The sequence below is a fragment of the Lysobacter oryzae DSM 21044 genome (assembly GCF_059568595.1).
On sequence record NZ_JCANTQ010000011.1, the window covers coordinates 415,220 to 432,184 of the forward strand.

General features: G+C 65.6%; 19 protein-coding genes. 6 read left to right on the top strand and 13 right to left on the bottom strand.

The genetic code is table 11. The features are described from left to right. The first annotated feature begins 73 nt into the window (after window positions 1-73). Complete coding sequence (locus tag BP05_RS10275) at window positions 74-481, top strand: type IV pilin protein (protein ID WP_496363034.1); 408 nt, start codon at window positions 74-76, stop codon at window positions 479-481. Here BP05_RS10275 and ppnN read toward each other — a convergent pair whose 3' ends face one another. The 5 genes from ppnN to grxD form a co-directional block, all read right to left on the bottom strand. Then, window positions 482-1,873 (bottom strand): nucleotide 5'-monophosphate nucleosidase PpnN, encoded by a 1,392-nt coding sequence (gene ppnN, locus BP05_RS10280; RefSeq protein WP_496363036.1) that lies wholly within the window; start codon window positions 1,871-1,873, stop codon window positions 482-484. A 114-nt stretch (window positions 1,874-1,987) separates the two neighbouring features. Then, window positions 1,988-5,383 carry a TonB-dependent receptor gene (locus BP05_RS10285; protein WP_496363038.1) on the bottom strand — a complete coding sequence of 1,132 codons (3,396 nt, stop codon included), beginning with the start codon at window positions 5,381-5,383 and terminating at the stop codon, window positions 1,988-1,990. Between the two features lie 236 nt (window positions 5,384-5,619). After that, entirely contained in the window at window positions 5,620-6,219 is a 600-nt protein-coding gene (locus tag BP05_RS10290; protein WP_496363040.1) for a MarC family protein, read from the bottom strand. 12 nt (window positions 6,220-6,231) lie between these two features. Further along, on the bottom strand, window positions 6,232-6,978 hold the full coding sequence (locus tag BP05_RS10295; RefSeq protein ID WP_496363042.1) for an SDR family NAD(P)-dependent oxidoreductase: 747 nt from the start codon (window positions 6,976-6,978) through the stop codon (window positions 6,232-6,234). Next, on the bottom strand, window positions 6,975-7,295 hold the full coding sequence (grxD, locus tag BP05_RS10300; protein WP_496363044.1) for a Grx4 family monothiol glutaredoxin: 321 nt from the start codon (window positions 7,293-7,295) through the stop codon (window positions 6,975-6,977). Before grxD ends, BP05_RS10295 begins: the two co-directional genes overlap by 4 nt. Before the next feature lie 173 nt (window positions 7,296-7,468). On the opposite strand from grxD, the gene sodB reads away from it, so the two are divergent. Both sodB and BP05_RS10310 read left to right on the top strand, forming a co-directional pair. After that, entirely contained in the window at window positions 7,469-8,047 is a 579-nt protein-coding gene (sodB, locus tag BP05_RS10305; protein WP_496363046.1) for a superoxide dismutase [Fe], read from the top strand. Window positions 8,048-8,180: 133 nt separating this feature from the next. After that, window positions 8,181-8,675, top strand: coding sequence for a CcdC protein domain-containing protein (locus BP05_RS10310; protein ID WP_496363048.1), 495 nt, complete (start codon window positions 8,181-8,183; stop codon window positions 8,673-8,675). Between the two features lie 61 nt (window positions 8,676-8,736). Here the strand turns inward: BP05_RS10310 and BP05_RS10315 are convergent, their stop codons facing one another. Beyond that, complete coding sequence (locus BP05_RS10315; RefSeq protein WP_496363050.1) at window positions 8,737-9,879, bottom strand: 5-(carboxyamino)imidazole ribonucleotide synthase; 1,143 nt, start codon at window positions 9,877-9,879, stop codon at window positions 8,737-8,739. 4 nt (window positions 9,880-9,883) lie between these two features. After that, window positions 9,884-10,387 (bottom strand): 5-(carboxyamino)imidazole ribonucleotide mutase, encoded by a 504-nt coding sequence (gene purE, locus BP05_RS10320; protein ID WP_496363052.1) that lies wholly within the window; start codon window positions 10,385-10,387, stop codon window positions 9,884-9,886. 57 nt (window positions 10,388-10,444) lie between these two features. On the opposite strand from purE, the gene BP05_RS10325 reads away from it, so the two are divergent. Together BP05_RS10325 and nadC are read left to right on the top strand one after the other, a co-directional pair. Continuing rightward, window positions 10,445-10,714 (top strand): Trm112 family protein, encoded by a 270-nt coding sequence (locus tag BP05_RS10325; RefSeq protein WP_496363054.1) that lies wholly within the window; start codon window positions 10,445-10,447, stop codon window positions 10,712-10,714. Next, the gene (nadC, locus tag BP05_RS10330) at window positions 10,711-11,583 is read left to right on the top strand and encodes a carboxylating nicotinate-nucleotide diphosphorylase (protein ID WP_496363056.1); all 873 of its coding nucleotides are present in this window, start codon (window positions 10,711-10,713) and stop codon (window positions 11,581-11,583) included. Before BP05_RS10325 ends, nadC begins: the two co-directional genes overlap by 4 nt. Window positions 11,584-11,634: 51 nt before the next feature. Here the strand turns inward: nadC and BP05_RS10335 are convergent, their stop codons facing one another. Continuing rightward, window positions 11,635-12,423, bottom strand: a complete 789-nt coding sequence (locus BP05_RS10335; protein WP_496363166.1) for an FHA domain-containing protein — start codon at window positions 12,421-12,423, stop codon at window positions 11,635-11,637. A 67-nt stretch (window positions 12,424-12,490) separates the two neighbouring features. Here BP05_RS10335 and BP05_RS10340 point away from each other — a divergent pair, with 67 nt between their 5' ends. Continuing rightward, a complete protein-coding gene (locus BP05_RS10340; protein WP_496363058.1) occupies window positions 12,491-12,814 on the top strand; it encodes a DUF3301 domain-containing protein in 324 nt (107 codons plus the stop codon). 36 nt (window positions 12,815-12,850) lie between these two features. Here BP05_RS10340 and BP05_RS10345 read toward each other — a convergent pair whose 3' ends face one another. The 5 genes from BP05_RS10345 to petA all read right to left on the bottom strand — a co-directional run bounded on the left by BP05_RS10345 (window position 12,851) and on the right by petA (window position 16,867). Beyond that, window positions 12,851-13,345, bottom strand: coding sequence for a ClpXP protease specificity-enhancing factor (locus BP05_RS10345; RefSeq protein ID WP_496363060.1), 495 nt, complete (start codon window positions 13,343-13,345; stop codon window positions 12,851-12,853). A gap of 82 nt (window positions 13,346-13,427) precedes the next feature. Then, window positions 13,428-14,063, bottom strand: coding sequence for a glutathione S-transferase N-terminal domain-containing protein (locus tag BP05_RS10350; protein WP_496363062.1), 636 nt, complete (start codon window positions 14,061-14,063; stop codon window positions 13,428-13,430). Between the two features lie 178 nt (window positions 14,064-14,241). Then, on the bottom strand, window positions 14,242-14,994 hold the full coding sequence (locus BP05_RS10355; protein ID WP_496363064.1) for a cytochrome c1: 753 nt from the start codon (window positions 14,992-14,994) through the stop codon (window positions 14,242-14,244). Continuing rightward, entirely contained in the window at window positions 14,987-16,246 is a 1,260-nt protein-coding gene (locus BP05_RS10360) for a cytochrome b (RefSeq protein ID WP_496363066.1), read from the bottom strand. The genes BP05_RS10355 and BP05_RS10360 overlap by 8 nt, the downstream gene beginning before the upstream one ends. Window positions 16,247-16,249: 3 nt before the next feature. Continuing rightward, window positions 16,250-16,867 carry a ubiquinol-cytochrome c reductase iron-sulfur subunit gene (gene petA, locus BP05_RS10365; protein WP_496363068.1) on the bottom strand — a complete coding sequence of 206 codons (618 nt, stop codon included), beginning with the start codon at window positions 16,865-16,867 and terminating at the stop codon, window positions 16,250-16,252. Between the last annotated feature and the right edge of the window lie 98 nt (window positions 16,868-16,965).

Genomic DNA, 16,965 nt, shown 5'->3' on the forward strand with positions numbered 1-16,965 from the left:
ACAAGCGGCTTCTGGTAGGGCGGGTTGGTCCCTAGGATGTACACTCACGCAGCCAATCATTGGGGAAAAGGCCATGCGCGGTAAGTCCTACGGGTTCACCTTGATCGAACTCATGATCGTCGTGGCGGCAATCGCCATCCTGGCCGCGATCGCCCTGCCCTCGTACAAGGAATATGTGCAGAAGAGCCGGCGTTCCGATGCCATGAGCGCGATGGGCCGCATGCAGCTCGCGATGGAACGCTGGCGCGCCGACAATCCCTCGTATGCGAAGGGCGCGGCCCCATCGGGCCAGTACCCTGGGGATGCATTGCCGACCAGTTCCTTCTACACCTTCGCGCTTTCCGGCCAAGGAGCGAATGGATACGTCGTGACGGCGACGCGCACCGGAGCGCAGTCCGACGATCGATGCGGGACGCTGACCTACACTTTCACCGGCGACCTTTCCGTCAAGCCACAGTGGGCGACGGCCAGCTGCAACTGATCAGGCCACAACCCTGTAGCACGGTTTGTACTCCCCTGCGATCTTCATCCGGCGCTGCTCGACGAACGCGCGCAGCAGCGCATCCAGCGAATGCATGATGTCCGGCGCACCGTGGATTTCGAACGGTCCGCGCTCTTCGATACGGCGCATTCCATCTTCCTTGACGTTGCCGGCAACGATGCCCGAAAACGCGCGGCGCAGGTCCGCGGCAAGTTCATGTGGCTTGCGGCCATGATGAAGGTTGAGCGCCGACATCGCCTCGTGGGTCGGAACGAAAGGACGCTGGAATGCCTCGGGGATTTCCACCGACCAGTTGAAGAAGAACGAATCCTTCTGCGCGATGCGATGTTCCCGGACCTTGCGGATGCCGGCGGTCATGCGCTTGGCGACTTCGGCGCTGTCGCCGGTGATGATCTGGTAGCGGCGCGTCGCCTCCTCTCCGAGGGTCAACCTGATGAAGCGATCGATTTGCTCGAAGTAAGGCGCCGACGTGGTCGGACCGGCGAAGATCAACGGGAACGGCAGGCCGGCATTTTCCTCGCGTAGAAGGATACCCAGCAGGTAGAGGATCTCCTCCGCCGTGCCCACGCCTCCCGGGAAAACGATGATTCCGTGACCGAGGCGCACGAAGGCCTCGAGGCGCTTCTCGATGTCCGGCATGATCACCAGGTGATTGACGATCGGATTCGGCGATTCAGCCGCGATGATGCCCGGCTCGGTGATGCCGATGTAACGCGTGTTGCGCTTGCGCTGCTTCGCGTGGGCGATCGTCGCCCCCTTCATCGGCCCCTTCATCGCACCCGGCCCGCATCCCGTGCAGATGTCGAGCCCGCGCAAACCCAGCTCGTAGCCGACCTGCTTGGTGAATACGTACTCTTCGCGCGAAATCGAGTGACCGCCCCAGCACACGACCAGGTTGGGATCGGCTGGACGCAGCAGGCGTGCGTTTCGCAGCAACCCGAACACCGAGTCGGTGATGCCTTCGCTGCTGTCCAGGTCGCGGCCGGCCTCCTCTCCCAACTCGATGGCGATGTAGGCAAGGTCACGCACGGCCGCGAACAGAAGCTCCGCAACGCCATGGATGATTTCGCCGTCGACGAACGCCATGGCGGGGGCATTGCGCAGGTCGATGCGAACGCCGCGATCCTGCTGCTGCACTTCGATGTCGAAATCGGGATAGAGCTCCCGCGCCGCGCGCGGATCGTCCGAGGCGCTGCCGCTGGTCAACACCGCGAGTGCGCAGCGGCGCAACAGGTCGTGCATGCCTCCGACCGAGGCATCCCGCAGCCGGGCGACTTCCGTGCGGGAGAGCACGTCCAGCCCTCCGCGCGGATAGATGTGGGTGTTCACCGTTGGCAGACGGGTGTCGATGGATTCGATGCTGGCCTTCATTTCCCTGCTCATTCTTCTTCGTCGGTTTCCGCAATGACTCTAACGCAGCGGGGCCCACAAAAAAACGGCCGGGTTTCCCCGGCCGTTTCCTGAAGCGTGATCCAGTGGGTCGGATCAGAACTCGTACTTGAAGCCAACCTGCAGCGACCACTGCGAGACGCCGTTGGTCTGGCTGTCCGCGTTGGTGGGGATGCCCAGCGCAGTGGCCTGGCCGAACTCGGTACCGCCGCGATAGCCGTACACGTACTGGCCCTGGTGGATGCCCACCAGCGTGGCAACTGCGTTATTGGAATTGAAGCCGTAGTCGATGATGTGGCCCCAGTCCTTGTTGATCAGGTTGCCGACGTTCTGGATGTCCAGCCAGATCTTCGACTTGTGTCCATCGAAGAAGCCCGGCAGTTCCTGGCTGATGCGCAGGTCGAACGTATTGACCCAGCCGGCGCGGAAGGCATTTTCCGGTGCCACCTGGCCGCGGTAGCGCTGCAGTTCCGGATGGGCGTCCATGAAGCGCCAGAAGTCCGCTTCCATGGTCGGGTTCGGGGTGAATACGCCGGTCGCGCTGAGCGAGCCGAACTTCACATCGCCCGGGCCGGCCGGCACGTAGAACAGGTCGTTGAAGGTGCGGTTGTCGCCGTTGGCGTCGCCATTGAAGATGTAGCTGTACGGACGGCCGCTGCGGCCTTCGTAGAACAGGCCGACCTGGGTGGCGTGATCACCGAAGAACGCGTGGTTCCAGTTCAGCGAGCCGCTGAAACGGTCCTTGATCTCGTAGCGCGCGGTGCTGGTGGACGGCTCGTTGATGTTGAAGCCCAACTGCGAACCGAAGCCCGAGCCGGCGGTCGAGCTGGTCAGCGCGGCCACTTCCTCTGCATTGGTATAGGTGTAGCCCAACGACCACGACCAGTCGCTGTCCCTGCCGAACGGCTTGGTCAGCGAGACCGTGAACTGCTGGCCCTTGCCCTTGTTGGTGTTCTCGATCAGGAACACGTCGCCGAAGTAGGTGTTGCGGCCAAAACGCGCACCATTGGCGGGAATGCCGCCCGTGGTGGCCGTGTTGCCGAACGGCCTCGGGCTGGCGGGATTCCAGTACAGGGTGCGGCCGTACGGGTCGGTGTAGCCCGGGCCCACGTTGAGCGTGCGGTAGAACAGGCCGTTCTTGACGTCGGTGAGCAGCAGTTCGGCGGAGGCGACGATGCCGTACCACGGCAGCTCGTGGTCAAACGCCAGGTTGCCCTTCCACACCGACGGCAGCTCGAAGTCCTCGGCGATCGCATTGACGTTGCGCACGCCGGTGCCCGCTGCCGGGACCGACGGGTTCAGGCCATCGGCGGTGAACTGCACGCCGTTGTCGCAACGGCCGTCGGCATTCGCGTCCACGCACACCAGGTTCTGGAACGAGGTGTAGTTCATGCCCGTGCTGCTGTACGCATTGCCGACCCACACCTGCGGCGCATCACCCTGGAACAGGCCGACGCCACCACGCAGCTGCGTGGAACGCTCGCTGTCGAAGGTGTAGTTGAAGCCGAAGCGCGGCTGGATGATGAAGTCGCCGTTGTAGGTCTGCGAGTTGTCGATGCCAAAGCCGCCGGTGTAACCGGCGCCGCACGCGGCATTCGCCGTGCCCGGGGCCGCCGCGAAGCACTGGTTGAAAGGCGGATTGGGGCTGGCTTCAGGACGATCGGCGCGCACGCCGAAGGTCAGCGTGAGGTTCGACGTGGCAAACCAGGTGTCCTGCAGGAACACGCCGACGCTCTTGTTGTCGTACCGTGCCGCGATCGCTGCGGGGTCGGTCGGGTTGGTCTGCAGGTCGTAGTCGAAATACCGGCCGTTCAGCAGGTTGCTGAAATTGGGCGTGCCTGCCGGGGTGTTCGGGACGTAGAAGCTGTAGTTGCCCCAAGCGTCCTGCAGGAAGAAGTTGTAGATCTCGCTGTCGCTGTACTCGCCGCCGAACTTGACGTCGTGGTCGCCCAACGTCCAGGTGGCAGAACCGAAGTAATTCCAGGTCTTGGTCAGCAGGGCGTTGCCCATCGAGCTGCGCTCGGTGCCCAGGCGGATCAGGTCGAGGCCGCTGGTGCTGTTGTTGTTGGTGCCGATCGGAGCGTCGTTGCCGTTGCCGGCGATGCCGTCGTCGAAGTAGACCTGGATGGTCGGCGCGGTCGTCGGGTTGACGCGGACCGCGGAGTAGTCGCGATGCGAAACCTTGAACTCGGTGGAGAAGTTGTCGGACCAGTCGCTGAAGATCTGGCCGACGTAGCTTTCCACGGTCTTCTCGTGGTTGTACCAGTTGGAGCTGAGCGACAGAGCGCTGGCGCTGGAGGCTTCCGGACGCACGCGGGTCTGGTCGAGCTTGCTGTAACGCAGGCTGGCGCGGTGGTTCTCGTTGATGTTCCAGTCGACCTTCAGCGCCTTTTCTTCCAGCTCGGTGTCGCCACCGGCCAGGCTGCCGGGCTCGAAGCCCCAGACGTCACGAGCGATGCGCTGTACTTCAGCCACGTCCGCGGCGTCGAAGTCGGCGCCTGCGTCGAGCGGGTTGGTGCCCTGGCTGCCGCCGGCCGGGCCGATGTGGGTCTGCTTGAACTTCTCGTAGTTGGCGAAGAAGAACAGCTTGTCCTTGAGGATGGGACCACCGAAGGTCGCACCCCAGGTCTCTTCCTTCTCGTATTCGTCGAATGCGAGGCCGCTGACATCGAGCGTGCTGCCCGCCACGCGGGCCGGGTAGTCGCCGAACCAGTCGCCATCACGGTACGTGCCGTAGATCGAGCCGTGGAAATCGTTGGTACCGGACTTGGTGACGGCATTGACGTTGGCACCGGCGGCGCCGGCGACAGTGACGTCGTAGTTCGACAGGTCGATGTCGATCGCTTCGATCGCTTCCATCGAAACCGGCTGGCGCATGGTCGGCATGTTGTTGCCTTCCAGGCCGAACGTGTCGCTCGCGGAAACGCCGTCGATCGTGATCTTGTTGAAACGCGGGTTCTGGCCGCCGGCGGTGATGCTGCCCGAAGCGCGGTCGGTGAAGGCCACGCGCGGATCCAGGCGCACGAAATCCTGGATGTTGCCGTTCATCGACGGCAGCGCTTCGATTTCCTGCTGGGTGACGCTGGTACCCGAACCCATCTTGTTGGCACTGAACACGCTGGCGCCGGTGACGGCGACGGCCTTGACCGCCTCGAGCGTGGTGACATCGGCCGACAGGTGCGCATCCACCGTGGCGATCTGGTTGAGCGGCAGGTACACGCCGTCTTCGGTGTCCGTGCCGGCACCCGACTTGGTCACGGTGATGGTGTACGGGCCGCCGACGCGCAGGCCACGGGCGTTGTAGCGACCGCTGGCATCGGTGATGGCGCGGCTGACCGTGCCGGACTCGACGTGGGTGATGGTGACTTCAGCGCCGACGACGGGTGCGCCGTTAGCGTCGGTGACCATACCGCCGACGCCGGCGGAGGTGCTCTGCGCGAATGCAGGTGCGGTTGCAAGGACGGCAAGCAGGCCGAGCGTAAGCTTCGACATGCGGACGCGGTTCGAATGAGTCATTGATCGGATGCCTCGGAAAAATGAAGAAATCGGTGACAAACGGCGACGGGCCCGCATCCAGCCGGCCTCATGGCGAAAACTTATTTGGAGCCCCTGTGACCCGCCGACCCCGGCCGGGTTAACGCCAGTTTAACCCATACTATGGCGGACCGATGTCAATTTCTTGACCGGTTACGCGAGTCTCGCAGCGGCCTGAGCCGGAGTGGGAGGGGTCAGGGACCCGGCACGATGCGGAGGTAGGTCCCGAGCCCGTCCAGGAACATCTGCACGGAAATCGCCACCAGCAGCATGCCCATGAGGCGCTCGACGGCTGTCAGGACCCGGGTGCCCAGCCACTTGTAGAGGTAGGTCGCGCTGAAGAGGATCGCGGCCGTCGCGCTCCAGGCGAGCAGGAGCGCGAGGCTCCAGTCCGCCAGCCGGCCCGGATCGTTGCTGCCCATGAGCATCACCGCCGCCATGCCCGAGGGACCGGCGACCAAGGGGATGGCCATGGGCACGATGAAGGGCTCGCCGTCGGGCAATTCGCCCATCAGCCCCTCGGGCGGCGGAAAGATCATGCGGATGCCGATCAGGAAAAGGACGATGCCGCCGGCGATCGATACCGACTCCTGCCGCAGGTGCATGAGCTCTAGTGCGTACTTGCCGCCCCACAGGAACACCATCAGCACGCCCAGGGCGATCGTGAGCTCACGCGCGAGCACGATCCGCTGCCGCTGCGCCGGCAGTCCGCGCAACAGGCTGAGGAATACCGGGATGTTCCCCAGCGGATCCAGGATCAGGAACAAAAGTAGCGCGGCGGAGGCGATCGTCATCGGCGCGGGCGGTCAGGCATTGTCGGGGACCCAGATCCGACCCCGGTGCGCGGCGCCGGCTGCGGACAGCAGGGTAACGCAGGCCTCCGCATAGGCTTCGGGATCGCGGGCGGTCTTGTCGCTCTCCTCCACGTACGCTTTCGCCCGCAGCGGGCTGCGCATCGGGCCGGGCTGCAGGCCACAGATGCGGATAGCCGAGTTCGCCAGTTCCGTCTGCAGCATGCCGACCAACCCGGCGAGCGCGTGCTGGGCCAGCCCGTAGCCGCCCCAGAACGCCTGACCTACGCGCGCCAGGTCGTCCAGCACGAACACGACGCCCGCGTCCTCCGCCTTGGCGAGCAACGGCAGACAGGCCTGGGTGAGCCACCAGCGCGCGGTCAGGTTTACGTGGATGGCACGTGCGAACGCCGCCGGATCGGTCTGCAGCAGCGGCGTCAGTCCGGAAAAATTGGCCGCGCAGTGCAGGACGCCGTCGAGACGGCCCAGCTCCGCTTCGATGCGTTGCGCCATCTCAGCGTAATCGTCGGCCGAAGCGCCTTCGAGATCGAGCGGATACAGCAGCGGCTCGGAACCCGCCGCGGCGATGGCGTCGTACACGCGGTTCAACCGGGGGACCTTGCGGCCGAGCAGCACGACAGTGGCACCCGCTCGCGCGCAGGCGATGCTCGCGGCGCTGCCGAGACCGCCGTGCGCACCGGTTACCAGTACGACGCGATCCTTGAGGACCAGCTCGGAAGCCGGAGAGGCAGCCGCGCTCACTGCTGCTGGGCTTCGCTGATCATGCGGGCCAGCTCGCCCGACTCGAACAGTTCGAGCGTGATGTCGCAGCCGCCGATCAGCTCGCCATTGATGAAGAGCTGCGGGAACGTCGGCCAGTTGGAATAGCGCGGCAGGTTGGCCCGCACTTCCGGATCCTCGAGCACGTTGATGGTGTGCAGCTGGCTTGCGCCGGCGGCCTTGAGCGCCTGCACGGTACGGCTGGAAAACCCGCACATGGGGAACTGTGCGGTGCCCTTCATGAAGAGGACGATCGGATGGCCTTCGACTTCGGCCTGGATCCGCTCAATGACAGACATGGACTACTCCTGCTTGGTGGCTGCGGCGACGCGGGTGGAATGACGCGTCCCCGGTGCGTGAGGACCGGGCAGCTGAACGTGGGGATACAATGTCTATTGTAAAAGCTTTCGCCCCGCCCCCGACCGCCGGCCCGGGCGCCCCCCTCTTCCACTCGCCAGCAAGGAGCCAGCCAATGGCCATCGAACTGCCCGCCCTCCCCTACGACCGCGCCGCGCTCGAACCGCACATTTCGGCCGAGACGATCGACTACCACTACGGCAAGCACCACCAGACCTACGTGACCAACCTCAACAACATGATCGCGGGCACCGAGTTCGCCGACATGTCGCTCGAGGACATCATCCGCAAGTCGCAGGGCGGCATGTTCAACAACGCGGCGCAGGTGTGGAACCACACCTTCTACTGGAACTGCCTGAAGCCCAACGGCGGCGGCGAGCCGAGCGGCAAGCTGGCCGAGGCGATCAACAAGGCCTTCGGTGATTTCGCCAAGTTCAAGGAAGAATTCACCAAGGTGTCGGTCGGCACTTTCGGCTCAGGCTGGGGCTGGCTGGTGCAGCGCCCGGACGGTTCGCTGGCACTGGTCAGCACCTCCAACGCCGCCACGCCACTCACGGGCGAGGACAAGCCGCTGCTGACCTGCGACGTGTGGGAGCACGCGTACTACATCGACTACCGCAACGCCCGCCCGAAATACCTCGAGGCGTTCTGGAACCTGGTCAACTGGGACTTCGTGGCATCGAACCTGCGTTGATCGGCGCCACGCGGCGCAAGCGAGACCGAACGGCCGGGGCAACCCGGCCGTTTTCTTTGCCGGATCTGACCTTTGGCACCTAGCGCATGGTGCGGGAATCCCTAAGCTCCCCAGACGTTCCAAGGACATGGCCATGGCCGCATCGGCATTACCCGCTCTTCTCCCTTATGCGATGACGGCCGGCATCGGCCTGATGTATTACCGGCGCATCCGCCGCCAATTCGGCCGCCAGCCGTGGCAGCCGCGCCGCACGCTTGCGCGCATGGCGCTGCTGGCGCTGGTGATCGCGATGCTGGTGGCGGCGGGCATCTTCGTGCCTGGCGCTGGCTGGGCAGTCGCTTCGGGATTGGGTATCGGCCTGCTTCTGGGCCTGTATGGGATCTCGTTGACGCGGATCGACCTGGTCGATGGCGAACGCAGCTACGTGCCCAATCCGTGGATCGGCGGCGTCCTGTCGCTGCTGCTGATCGGCCGCCTTGCATGGCGATTCATGCACGGCGGCTTCATGCAGGCGCAGCCGAATGCCGCCGCCAGCCCGCTCACGCTGGGCTTCGCCGCCGCACTGATCGGCTACTACCTGACCTATTCGATCGCACTGACCCTGCGCATGCGGCAACTGGCGCGCTGACCCCGCAACAGAGGACGACCGGGAGACCCCGGCCGCTTGTCACTACTCCCAGCGATCCCGCTCAGCCGCCCAGCGAGGCCACGACCGGCGCTACCTGCGCCTCGCGGCCCAGCGCAACGCCCACGCGCTGCAAGGTGGCCGCGAGTTCGACCGCCGCGTCCGCGCGCAGCGTCGCATGTCCGACCTTGCGGCCCGCGCGGGGTTCCTTGCCGTAATCGTGCCAATGGCCGCCGGCCTCGCGCAGCACGGCGTTGGCGTCCGGCATCGCGCCGATCCAGTTGAGCATGCAAGCCGTGCCGACCATGCGCGTATCGCCCAGCGGCAGACCGAGCACGGCACGCAGGTGGTTCTGGAACTGCGACGTCTCGCTGCCCTCGATCGTCCAGTGGCCGGAGTTGTGCACGCGCGGCGCGAGTTCGTTGGCGAGCAGCACGCCATCGCGGCAGAACAGCTCCAGGGCGAAGACACCGACGTAGTCGAGCGCTTCCGCCAGTTTCCGGGCGTGCGCGAAGGCGGCCTGCGTCATCGCCGCGTCGACCCTGGCCGGTGCAAGGCTGGCGGACAGCACGCCGTCGACATGCCAGTTCTCGGTCAGCGGCCAGGTGCGGAATTCCCCATCGCGACCACGCACGGCGACCACGCTGAGTTCGCGGTCGAAAGCGATGAAACCCTCGAGAATCAGGCCGACCGTCGTGGCCTGCGCGCCCAGCGCTCCCCATGCCGCCGCGGCGTCGGCCGGCGTCTTGATGCGGAACTGCCCCTTGCCGTCGTAGCCGAGGCGGCGGGTCTTGAGGATGCACGGCGTGCCGAGCTGCGCGATTGCGGCGTCGAGTTCCTCGCGCGAAGCGATCGCCGCGAATTCGGGCACCGGGATGCCCAGCTCGCGGAACAGGGTCTTCTCGGCGAGGCGATCCTGCGCCACGGCGAGCGCGCGCGGCTGCGGGAATACCGGAACCCGTTCCGCCAGCCACTGCGCGGACTCGGCCGGCACGTTCTCGAAATCGAACGTGGCGACATCGACCTTCGAGGCGAACTCGCCCAACGCCTTCTCGTCGCGCCAGTCACCCACGATCAGGGGAGCGAACTGCCCCGCGCACGCATCGGCCACGGTGTCCATCACCAGGAAGCGCAGGCCCAGCGGCGCACCTGACAGGGCCATCATGCGGGCGAGCTGGCCGCCGCCCAGGATTCCGACCGTCGTCATGGCGTCACTTGCGCGGATCGTCGTTGGCGATCACGTCGTCGGTCTGCTTGCTGCGGAAGGCATCGAGCGCGGAACCGATCGCCGGGAACTCGTGGGCGAGGATCGCCGCGGCAAACAGTCCGGCATTCGCGGCTCCTGCATTGCCGATCGCGAACGTCGCCACCGGTATGCCCGCGGGCATCTGCACGATCGACAGCAGCGAATCCATCCCGTTGAGCGCCTTGCTCTGCACGGGCACGCCCAACACCGGCACCGCGGTCTTCGAGGCGAGCATGCCCGGGAGGTGGGCCGCACCGCCGGCGCCGGCGATGATCGCGCGCAGGCCGCGTGCGGCAGCGGCTTCGGCGTAGGAGAAGAGGACGTCGGGCGTGCGGTGCGCGGAAACGACGCGGACTTCGTGCGGGACGCCGAGCGCCTCGAGCCTCGCTGCCGCGTGCTGCATGGTCTCCCAGTCGGAGCGTGAGCCCATGACGATGCCGACCAGCGGGCTTTGTTCGTTTGCTGCCATGACGGTTCCAGGCGTCAAAACGGTATTCTACCGGCCTTCCGCCGCGCCTTCATCGCCATGGACCGCAAACTGCTGGACCTGCTCGTGTGCCCCACCACCCGCCAGCCGCTGGCGTTGCTCGACGGCCGCGGCCTCCAGGCCCTGAACGCCGCCATCGCCGCCGGCAGCGTGCTGCGCGGCGACGGCAGTGCCCAGACCGAAGCCCTGCGCGAAGCGCTGGTGACGCGCGACCGCAAGACCATCTATCGCGTCGACGACGGCATCCCGGTGCTGTTGGCCGAGGAGGCCCTTGCCTCGGCCCAGGTCGAAGGATTCCCCGCGGCATGAACGCGGACGTCCTGCCACCGCCGGCCGACGCGATCGAAGCCGACGTCGCGCGGGCGCTGGCCGAGGACCTGGGCAGCGGCGACGTGACCGCGGCGTTGCTGCCGGACGTCGCCGATAGCGCTTACGTTCTGTGCAAGGAAGACAGCATCGTGTGCGGCCGGCCGTGGTTCGACGCCTGCCACCAGGCACTCGACCCGGACGTTCGCATCGACTGGCGCGTGCGCGAGGGCGATCGCGTGCGCAAGGGCACCGTGCTCGCGACCCTGCAGGGCCGTGCGCGTTCGCTGGTCAGTGCCGAGCGCGCTTCGCTCAACTTCCTGCAGACGCTGTCCGGCATCGCCACCGTCACCGCCACCTACGTGGAAGCGGTACGCGGAACCGGGGCGCGCATCCTCGATACGCGCAAGACCATTCCGGGCCTGCGCCTGGCGCAGAAATACGCGGTACGCGTGGGCGGGGGCGTGAACCACCGCATGGGGCTCTACGACGCGGTGATGCTCAAGGAAAACCACGTGCGAGCCGCGGGCTCGCTCACGGCGGCCATCCGCGCGGCGCGCGCAATGCACCCCTCGCTTCCGTTGATCGTCGAGGTCGAATCGCTGGCGCAGCTCGAAGAAGCCCTGCGCGAAGGTTGCGACCGCATCCTGATCGACGACTTCGATGCCGCCACGCGCAGGCAAGCCGTCCGCATCGCCCATTCCGCGCCGTTCAACGGGGCGATTCCGCTGGAGGTCTCCGGCGGCGTGGACATGAGCACGTTGCGTTCGATCGCCGAGGACGGCGTCGACTGCATTTCAATCGGCGGACTCACCAAGCACGTCCGCGCCATCGACCTGTCGTTGAAGCTGGGACCGCCGCCCGCCGGTTGAGGGCCCCAAGCAGTTGCAACGGGACAGGCCGCGCGGCCCGCCCCGGGGCGATCAGCCGTTTCCGAGGACGACGGTGATCAAAGCGGCCGCGACCGCCACGATCAGACCGATCCAGAGCCAGTTCCCGTTGCGGGCAGGTGCCTGCGCCGACTTGGTCGCCACGACGTGGACCGGTTCCTGCCCCGCCGCGCCTGACAAGCGGAAGCGCAGCTTGTCGAATCCAATCTCGTCGCCCTTGCGCGCGCGTTCCTTCATCACGCGGCGGTCGTTGAGGAACGTGCCGTTGGTCGAATCCAGGTCTTCGATATGGACCCCATCCTCGCCCGGCACGAGTCGTGCGTGTACGCGCGACAGCCCCAGGTCGTTGATGTGGATGTCGCATTCCGGAGAACGACCGATCGTGACCGGCCCCTGCAACGGGTAGCTGCGGCCGAAAGCGCCACCGGTGAGGCCGCGCAGTACGTACATCGGCGTCGCCTGCCGCACTGCGGTCACGCCCGGGTCGTCGTTCGCCGCACGCGGGTAGCCAGCAGGCGAGCTGCTGCCCCCACGCGCGACGCTTTCGACAGCGGCAAGCCGGGCGAGCACGTGATCGAAGGTAACGCTGTCGCCGGGCCGCAGCGCAATCAGGCCATCGACATGGCGGCCGTTGACGCTGACGGTCGTCCCCGGGGGCACTTCCAGCATGACGCCGGTTGCGCTGACGTGAAGCTGGCAATGCTGCGGTAGCACGCCCGGCGTATCGAGGACGATGTTCGATTGCGGATCGGAGCCGACGCGATTGACGCCGGGACCGAGCAGGACCTGAGGGTGTTCCCCACCCGGAAAAACCAGTTTCATCGGCACGCCGCCCCTCCCCGGCGAACGTAGACTTGTAGCGCGCATTTTGCGCCACTACCTTGAACCGATGCCGACTCTAATCATCCTGATGATCGTGTCTGCGATGGTGTTCGCGTTCTGGAACGCGAGCCGCGCCGCAGCTGAACGAGCTGAATCCCTGGGCCGTGACGCCTGTCGCATTGCCGGCGTGCAGTGGCTGGACCACAGCGTCCACGCCGTCGGCCTGCGGGTCTGCCGGCAGGACAACGGCCGGCTCGGTTTCGAGCGCACCTTCCGCTTCGACTATTCGCATAACGGGGAGGACCGCCATGTCGGCCGCCTCGTGTTGCGCGGCGACCGGCTGGTGTCGTTCAGCGGCCCGGTGATGCCCTCGGTGGCGCAACTGCACTAGTGCCGCGGCGGAACAGGGAACGACCGGCGAAGCCGGTCATTTCACGATTCGAAGATGTCCACTGCGGCGCGGCGTCGGGGTGGGCGGCTCATCGCCATCGTCCGGCGATCCGTCGTCCGGCACCACGCTGAGCGGTACGTGCGCGGTCTCTTCGCCGTCACTCTCGATCTCCAGTTCCGCTTCCTCGGAGCCGCCTGCCAGCGACTCCTCGGGTAGTGCCATGCCCTGCCCGGTCTCGCGCGCGTAAATCGCCAGCACCGCGGAAACCGGCACCGATACCGCATGGCTCACGCCGCCGAATCGGGCGCTGAAACGAATCACGTCGTTGGTCATCTGCAGGCCGGCCACCGCCCGCTCAGCAACGTTGAGCACGATCCGCCCATCCTTGACCGCATGCACGGGCACCTGCACGTGCGGTCGCGTGGCATCGACCAGCAGGTGCGGCGTCATTCCGTTGTCGGCGATCCACTCGTACAGCGCCCGCAACAGGTACGGGCGATGACTGGTCATGGTGGTGCTGTCTTCACTCATGGCGGAAGTGTAGCGCCGCGCGCCAGCCACAGAACGCGGTAGGGCCCGGAATTCCGGGCCCTGTGCCTCGACCGCCCGCCGATCAGGTCGGGACGTCGCGCAGCTTGCGCTCCGCATCCGTGAGGCTGCGGGTGAAGCCCGGGTTCCGGAAGATGCGGTTGCCGTAGTCCTCGATCACCTTGCCATCCTTGGGCAGGGGTACGCCGAGCGCCGGCAGGCGCCAGATGATCGGGGCCATGGCGCAGTCTGCCAGGCTCATTTCCGGATTGAGGAAGAACTTGCTCGCCTTGAACAGCGGCACCGAAGCGGTGAGCAGTTCCTTCAGGCGCTTGCGCCCCGCCTCCGCCTGGACCTTGTTGCCCAACTGGATCGCCTGCACCTGCGGCACCCAGTCGTGCTCCAGGCGCAGCATGGCCAGGCGCAGGCGTGCACGCGAGAGCGGGTCGACCGGCATCAGCGGCGGATGCGGATAACGCTCGTCCAGGTATTCGCTGACGACGCTGGCCGCGTAGAGAACCAGGTCGCGCTCGACCAGGGTCGGAACGGAGTGATACGGGTTGAGGTCGACCAGATCCTCGGGTGGGTTCTGTGGGTCGACCGGAATCAGGTCGTAGGTGACGCCCTTGGCCGCCAGCACCAGCCGCACGCGGTGGCACAGCACGCAGTCGGTGGACGAAAACAAGGTCAGGGCATTACGCATACGTGGACTAGCCGCCATCATCGATTGCTCCTGCATTCGGATTCGACCGGCCCTACCCGCCGGCCATGGCGCCGCCCGCCCCCTGCGGTCGGTCGCCCAGTTTTCCGAGACTAGCGTTACTGCCTGAAAAAGTCGCCCCCCGGCCACCAGATGCGAAACGCCCGGCGCGGGGCCGGGCGTTTCGGGAACAAACCGCTTAGTGGTGCACGTCCTTCCAATACTCGTGCTTCAGCAGGTAGGCCAGGAAGGTGAAGAAGGCAAGGAACAGGACCACCCACACGCCGAGCTTCTCGCGCTTGAGGGCCGCCGGCTCGCCCGCGTACTCGAGGAAGGCCGTGATGTCACGGACCGACTGGTCGAACTGCTGTGGGGTCTGCGTGCCTGGCTGGGTGATCTTCAGGCCGTGCACCGGACGGTCGCCGGTGGCCTTGTCGGGCTCACCGAATTCGGCGTGCTGCAGGCCCTGCATCTGCCACAGCGGGTTGGGCATCGACGCGTTCGGGAACAGCTTGTTGTTCCAGCCCAGCGGGCGCGACTCGTCCAGGTAGAACGACTTCAGGTACGTATAGATCCAGTCGCTGCCGCGGACGCGCGCGATCAGGCTGAGATCCGGCGGCATCTTGCCGAACCACTTGTTGGCATCCGCCTCGTTGAGGCTGACCTGGATCTGCTCACCGAACTTGGCGCCGGTGAAGTTGAGGTTCTGCATCACCTCGTCTTCGGTGAGCCCCAGGTCCTCGCCCAGGCGCGAATAGCGCAGGTACTTGAGCGAATGGCAGCCAGAGCAGTAGTTCATGTACAGCGCGGCGCCGCGCTGCAGCGATGCGCGATCACCCAGGTCGGTGCCTGACTGCATCAGGTCGCCGCCTTCGCTTGCCAGCGCGGTGGCGGAGACCAACAGGCCCGCGGCGAAACCGGCGAGGGCGCGGACGAAATTCTTCTTAGTCATGCGTCGTCACCCGTTCCGGCACCGGCTTGGTCTTATCGAGCTTGCTCCACACCGGCATGGTGATGAAGAAGGCGAAATACAGGAAGGTCAGCACGCGGCCGATCTGCGTTTCGACAGGGTCGGTACCCGGGCCCGCGCCGATCTTGCCAAGCCACACGAAGCACACGGCCAGCAGCGCCAGCATGACCTTGGTCAGGATGCCGCGGTAGCGGACGGACTTGACCTTGGAGCGGTCCAGCCACGGCACGAAGAACAGCACCGAGATGGCGCCGAACATCACCAGCACGCCAGACAACTTGTGCGGGATGACGCGGAGCATCGCGTAGTACGGCGTGTAGTACCACACCGGCTTGATGTGCGCCGGCGTCACCAGGCGGTTGGCTTCGGTGAAGTTGTCGTGCTCGAGGAACCAGCCGCCGAACGCAGGCGCGAAGAAGATGATGAACGCCGCGAGGATCAGGAAGAAGCCGGTGCCGAAGATGTCCTTCACCGTGTAGTACGGGTGGAAGGGAATGCCGTCGGCCGGCTTGGTCGCATCCCAGCGGTTGCCCTTGGGGCCGTACTTGATCTCGACGCCATCCGGATTGTTCGAACCCACTTCATGCAGCGCACCCAGGTGCAGCACGACCAGCAGCAGCAGCACCAGCGGCATCGCGATCACGTGCAGGGCGAAGAAGCGGTTTAGGGTGGCGTCGGACGGCAGGTAGTCGCCCATGATCCACTCGGTCAGACCGTTGCCGATCACGGGGATCGCACCGAACAGCGAGATGATCACCTTCGCGCCCCAGAACGACATCTGGCCCCACGGCAGGACGTAGCCCATGAAGGCTTCGGCCATCAGCACGAGGTAGATGAGCATGCCCAGGATCCACACTAGTTCCCGCGGCTTCTTGTACGAGCCGTACATCAGGCCACGGAACATGTGGATGTAGACGACGATGAAGAACAGCGAGGCGCCGGTCGAATGCATGTACCGGATCAGCCAGCCCCATTCCACGTCGCGCATGATGTACTCGACCGAGGCGAAGGCTTCCGCCGCGCTCGGCTTGAAGTGCATCGTGAGGAAGATGCCCGTGACGATCTGGTTGACCAGCACCAGCAGCGCGAGCGAGCCGAAGTAGTACCAGATGTTGAAGTTCTTCGGCGCGTAGTACTCGGTCATGTGCTTGCGGTACGCAGGCATCATCGCCGGCGCGCGCTCGTTGACCCAGTTCCATACGCCATTGGCAGTACGGGTGAAGATGTTCGCCATGGCTTACGCGGCTCCCTTCGGATCGACGCCGATGATGATCGTCGTGTCGTTTTCGTAGTAGTGCGGCGGGACCTTGAGGTTGGTCGGCGCAGGCACGCCCTGGAACACGCGGCCGGCCATGTCGAAGCGCGACTTGTGGCACGGGCAGAAGTAGCCGCCCTTCCACTCCGGATCGAACGGCTCGGGACGGATCTCAGCCTTCAGTTCCGGCGAGCAACCCAAGTGCGTGCACAGGCCGACCAGCACGGAGATTTCCGGCTTCAGCGAGCGCAGCTCAGGATTGGCCTTCTTGATGTATTCGGGCTGCTGGTCCGCATTCTCTGACTTGGGATCGCGCAGGCGATCGTCCAGGGTCGGCAGCGCCTGCAGGATCGCCTTGGAGCGCTTGACGATCCAGATCGGCTGACCGCGCCATTCGAGGATCAGACGCTGGCCTTCCTGCAGACCGGTGATGTCGGCGGTCACCGGAGCGCCAGCGAGCTTGGCTCGGGCACTCGGATTCCACGACTTGATGAACGGTACCGCCACAAATCCCGCCCCGACTGCGCCGACCACGGCTGTAGTCGCTGTCAGGAAACGGCGGCGGCCCTGGTTGACGGGGCTGTCCCCTTGGTTGGCCATCCGGCACTCCGCAAAGCACTAAAAAACGGAAGTTCACGCGGCCGCCGCCACTGGCGACGGCTCGCGGCTAAAAAGACGGCGAAGTGTAACGGAACGGT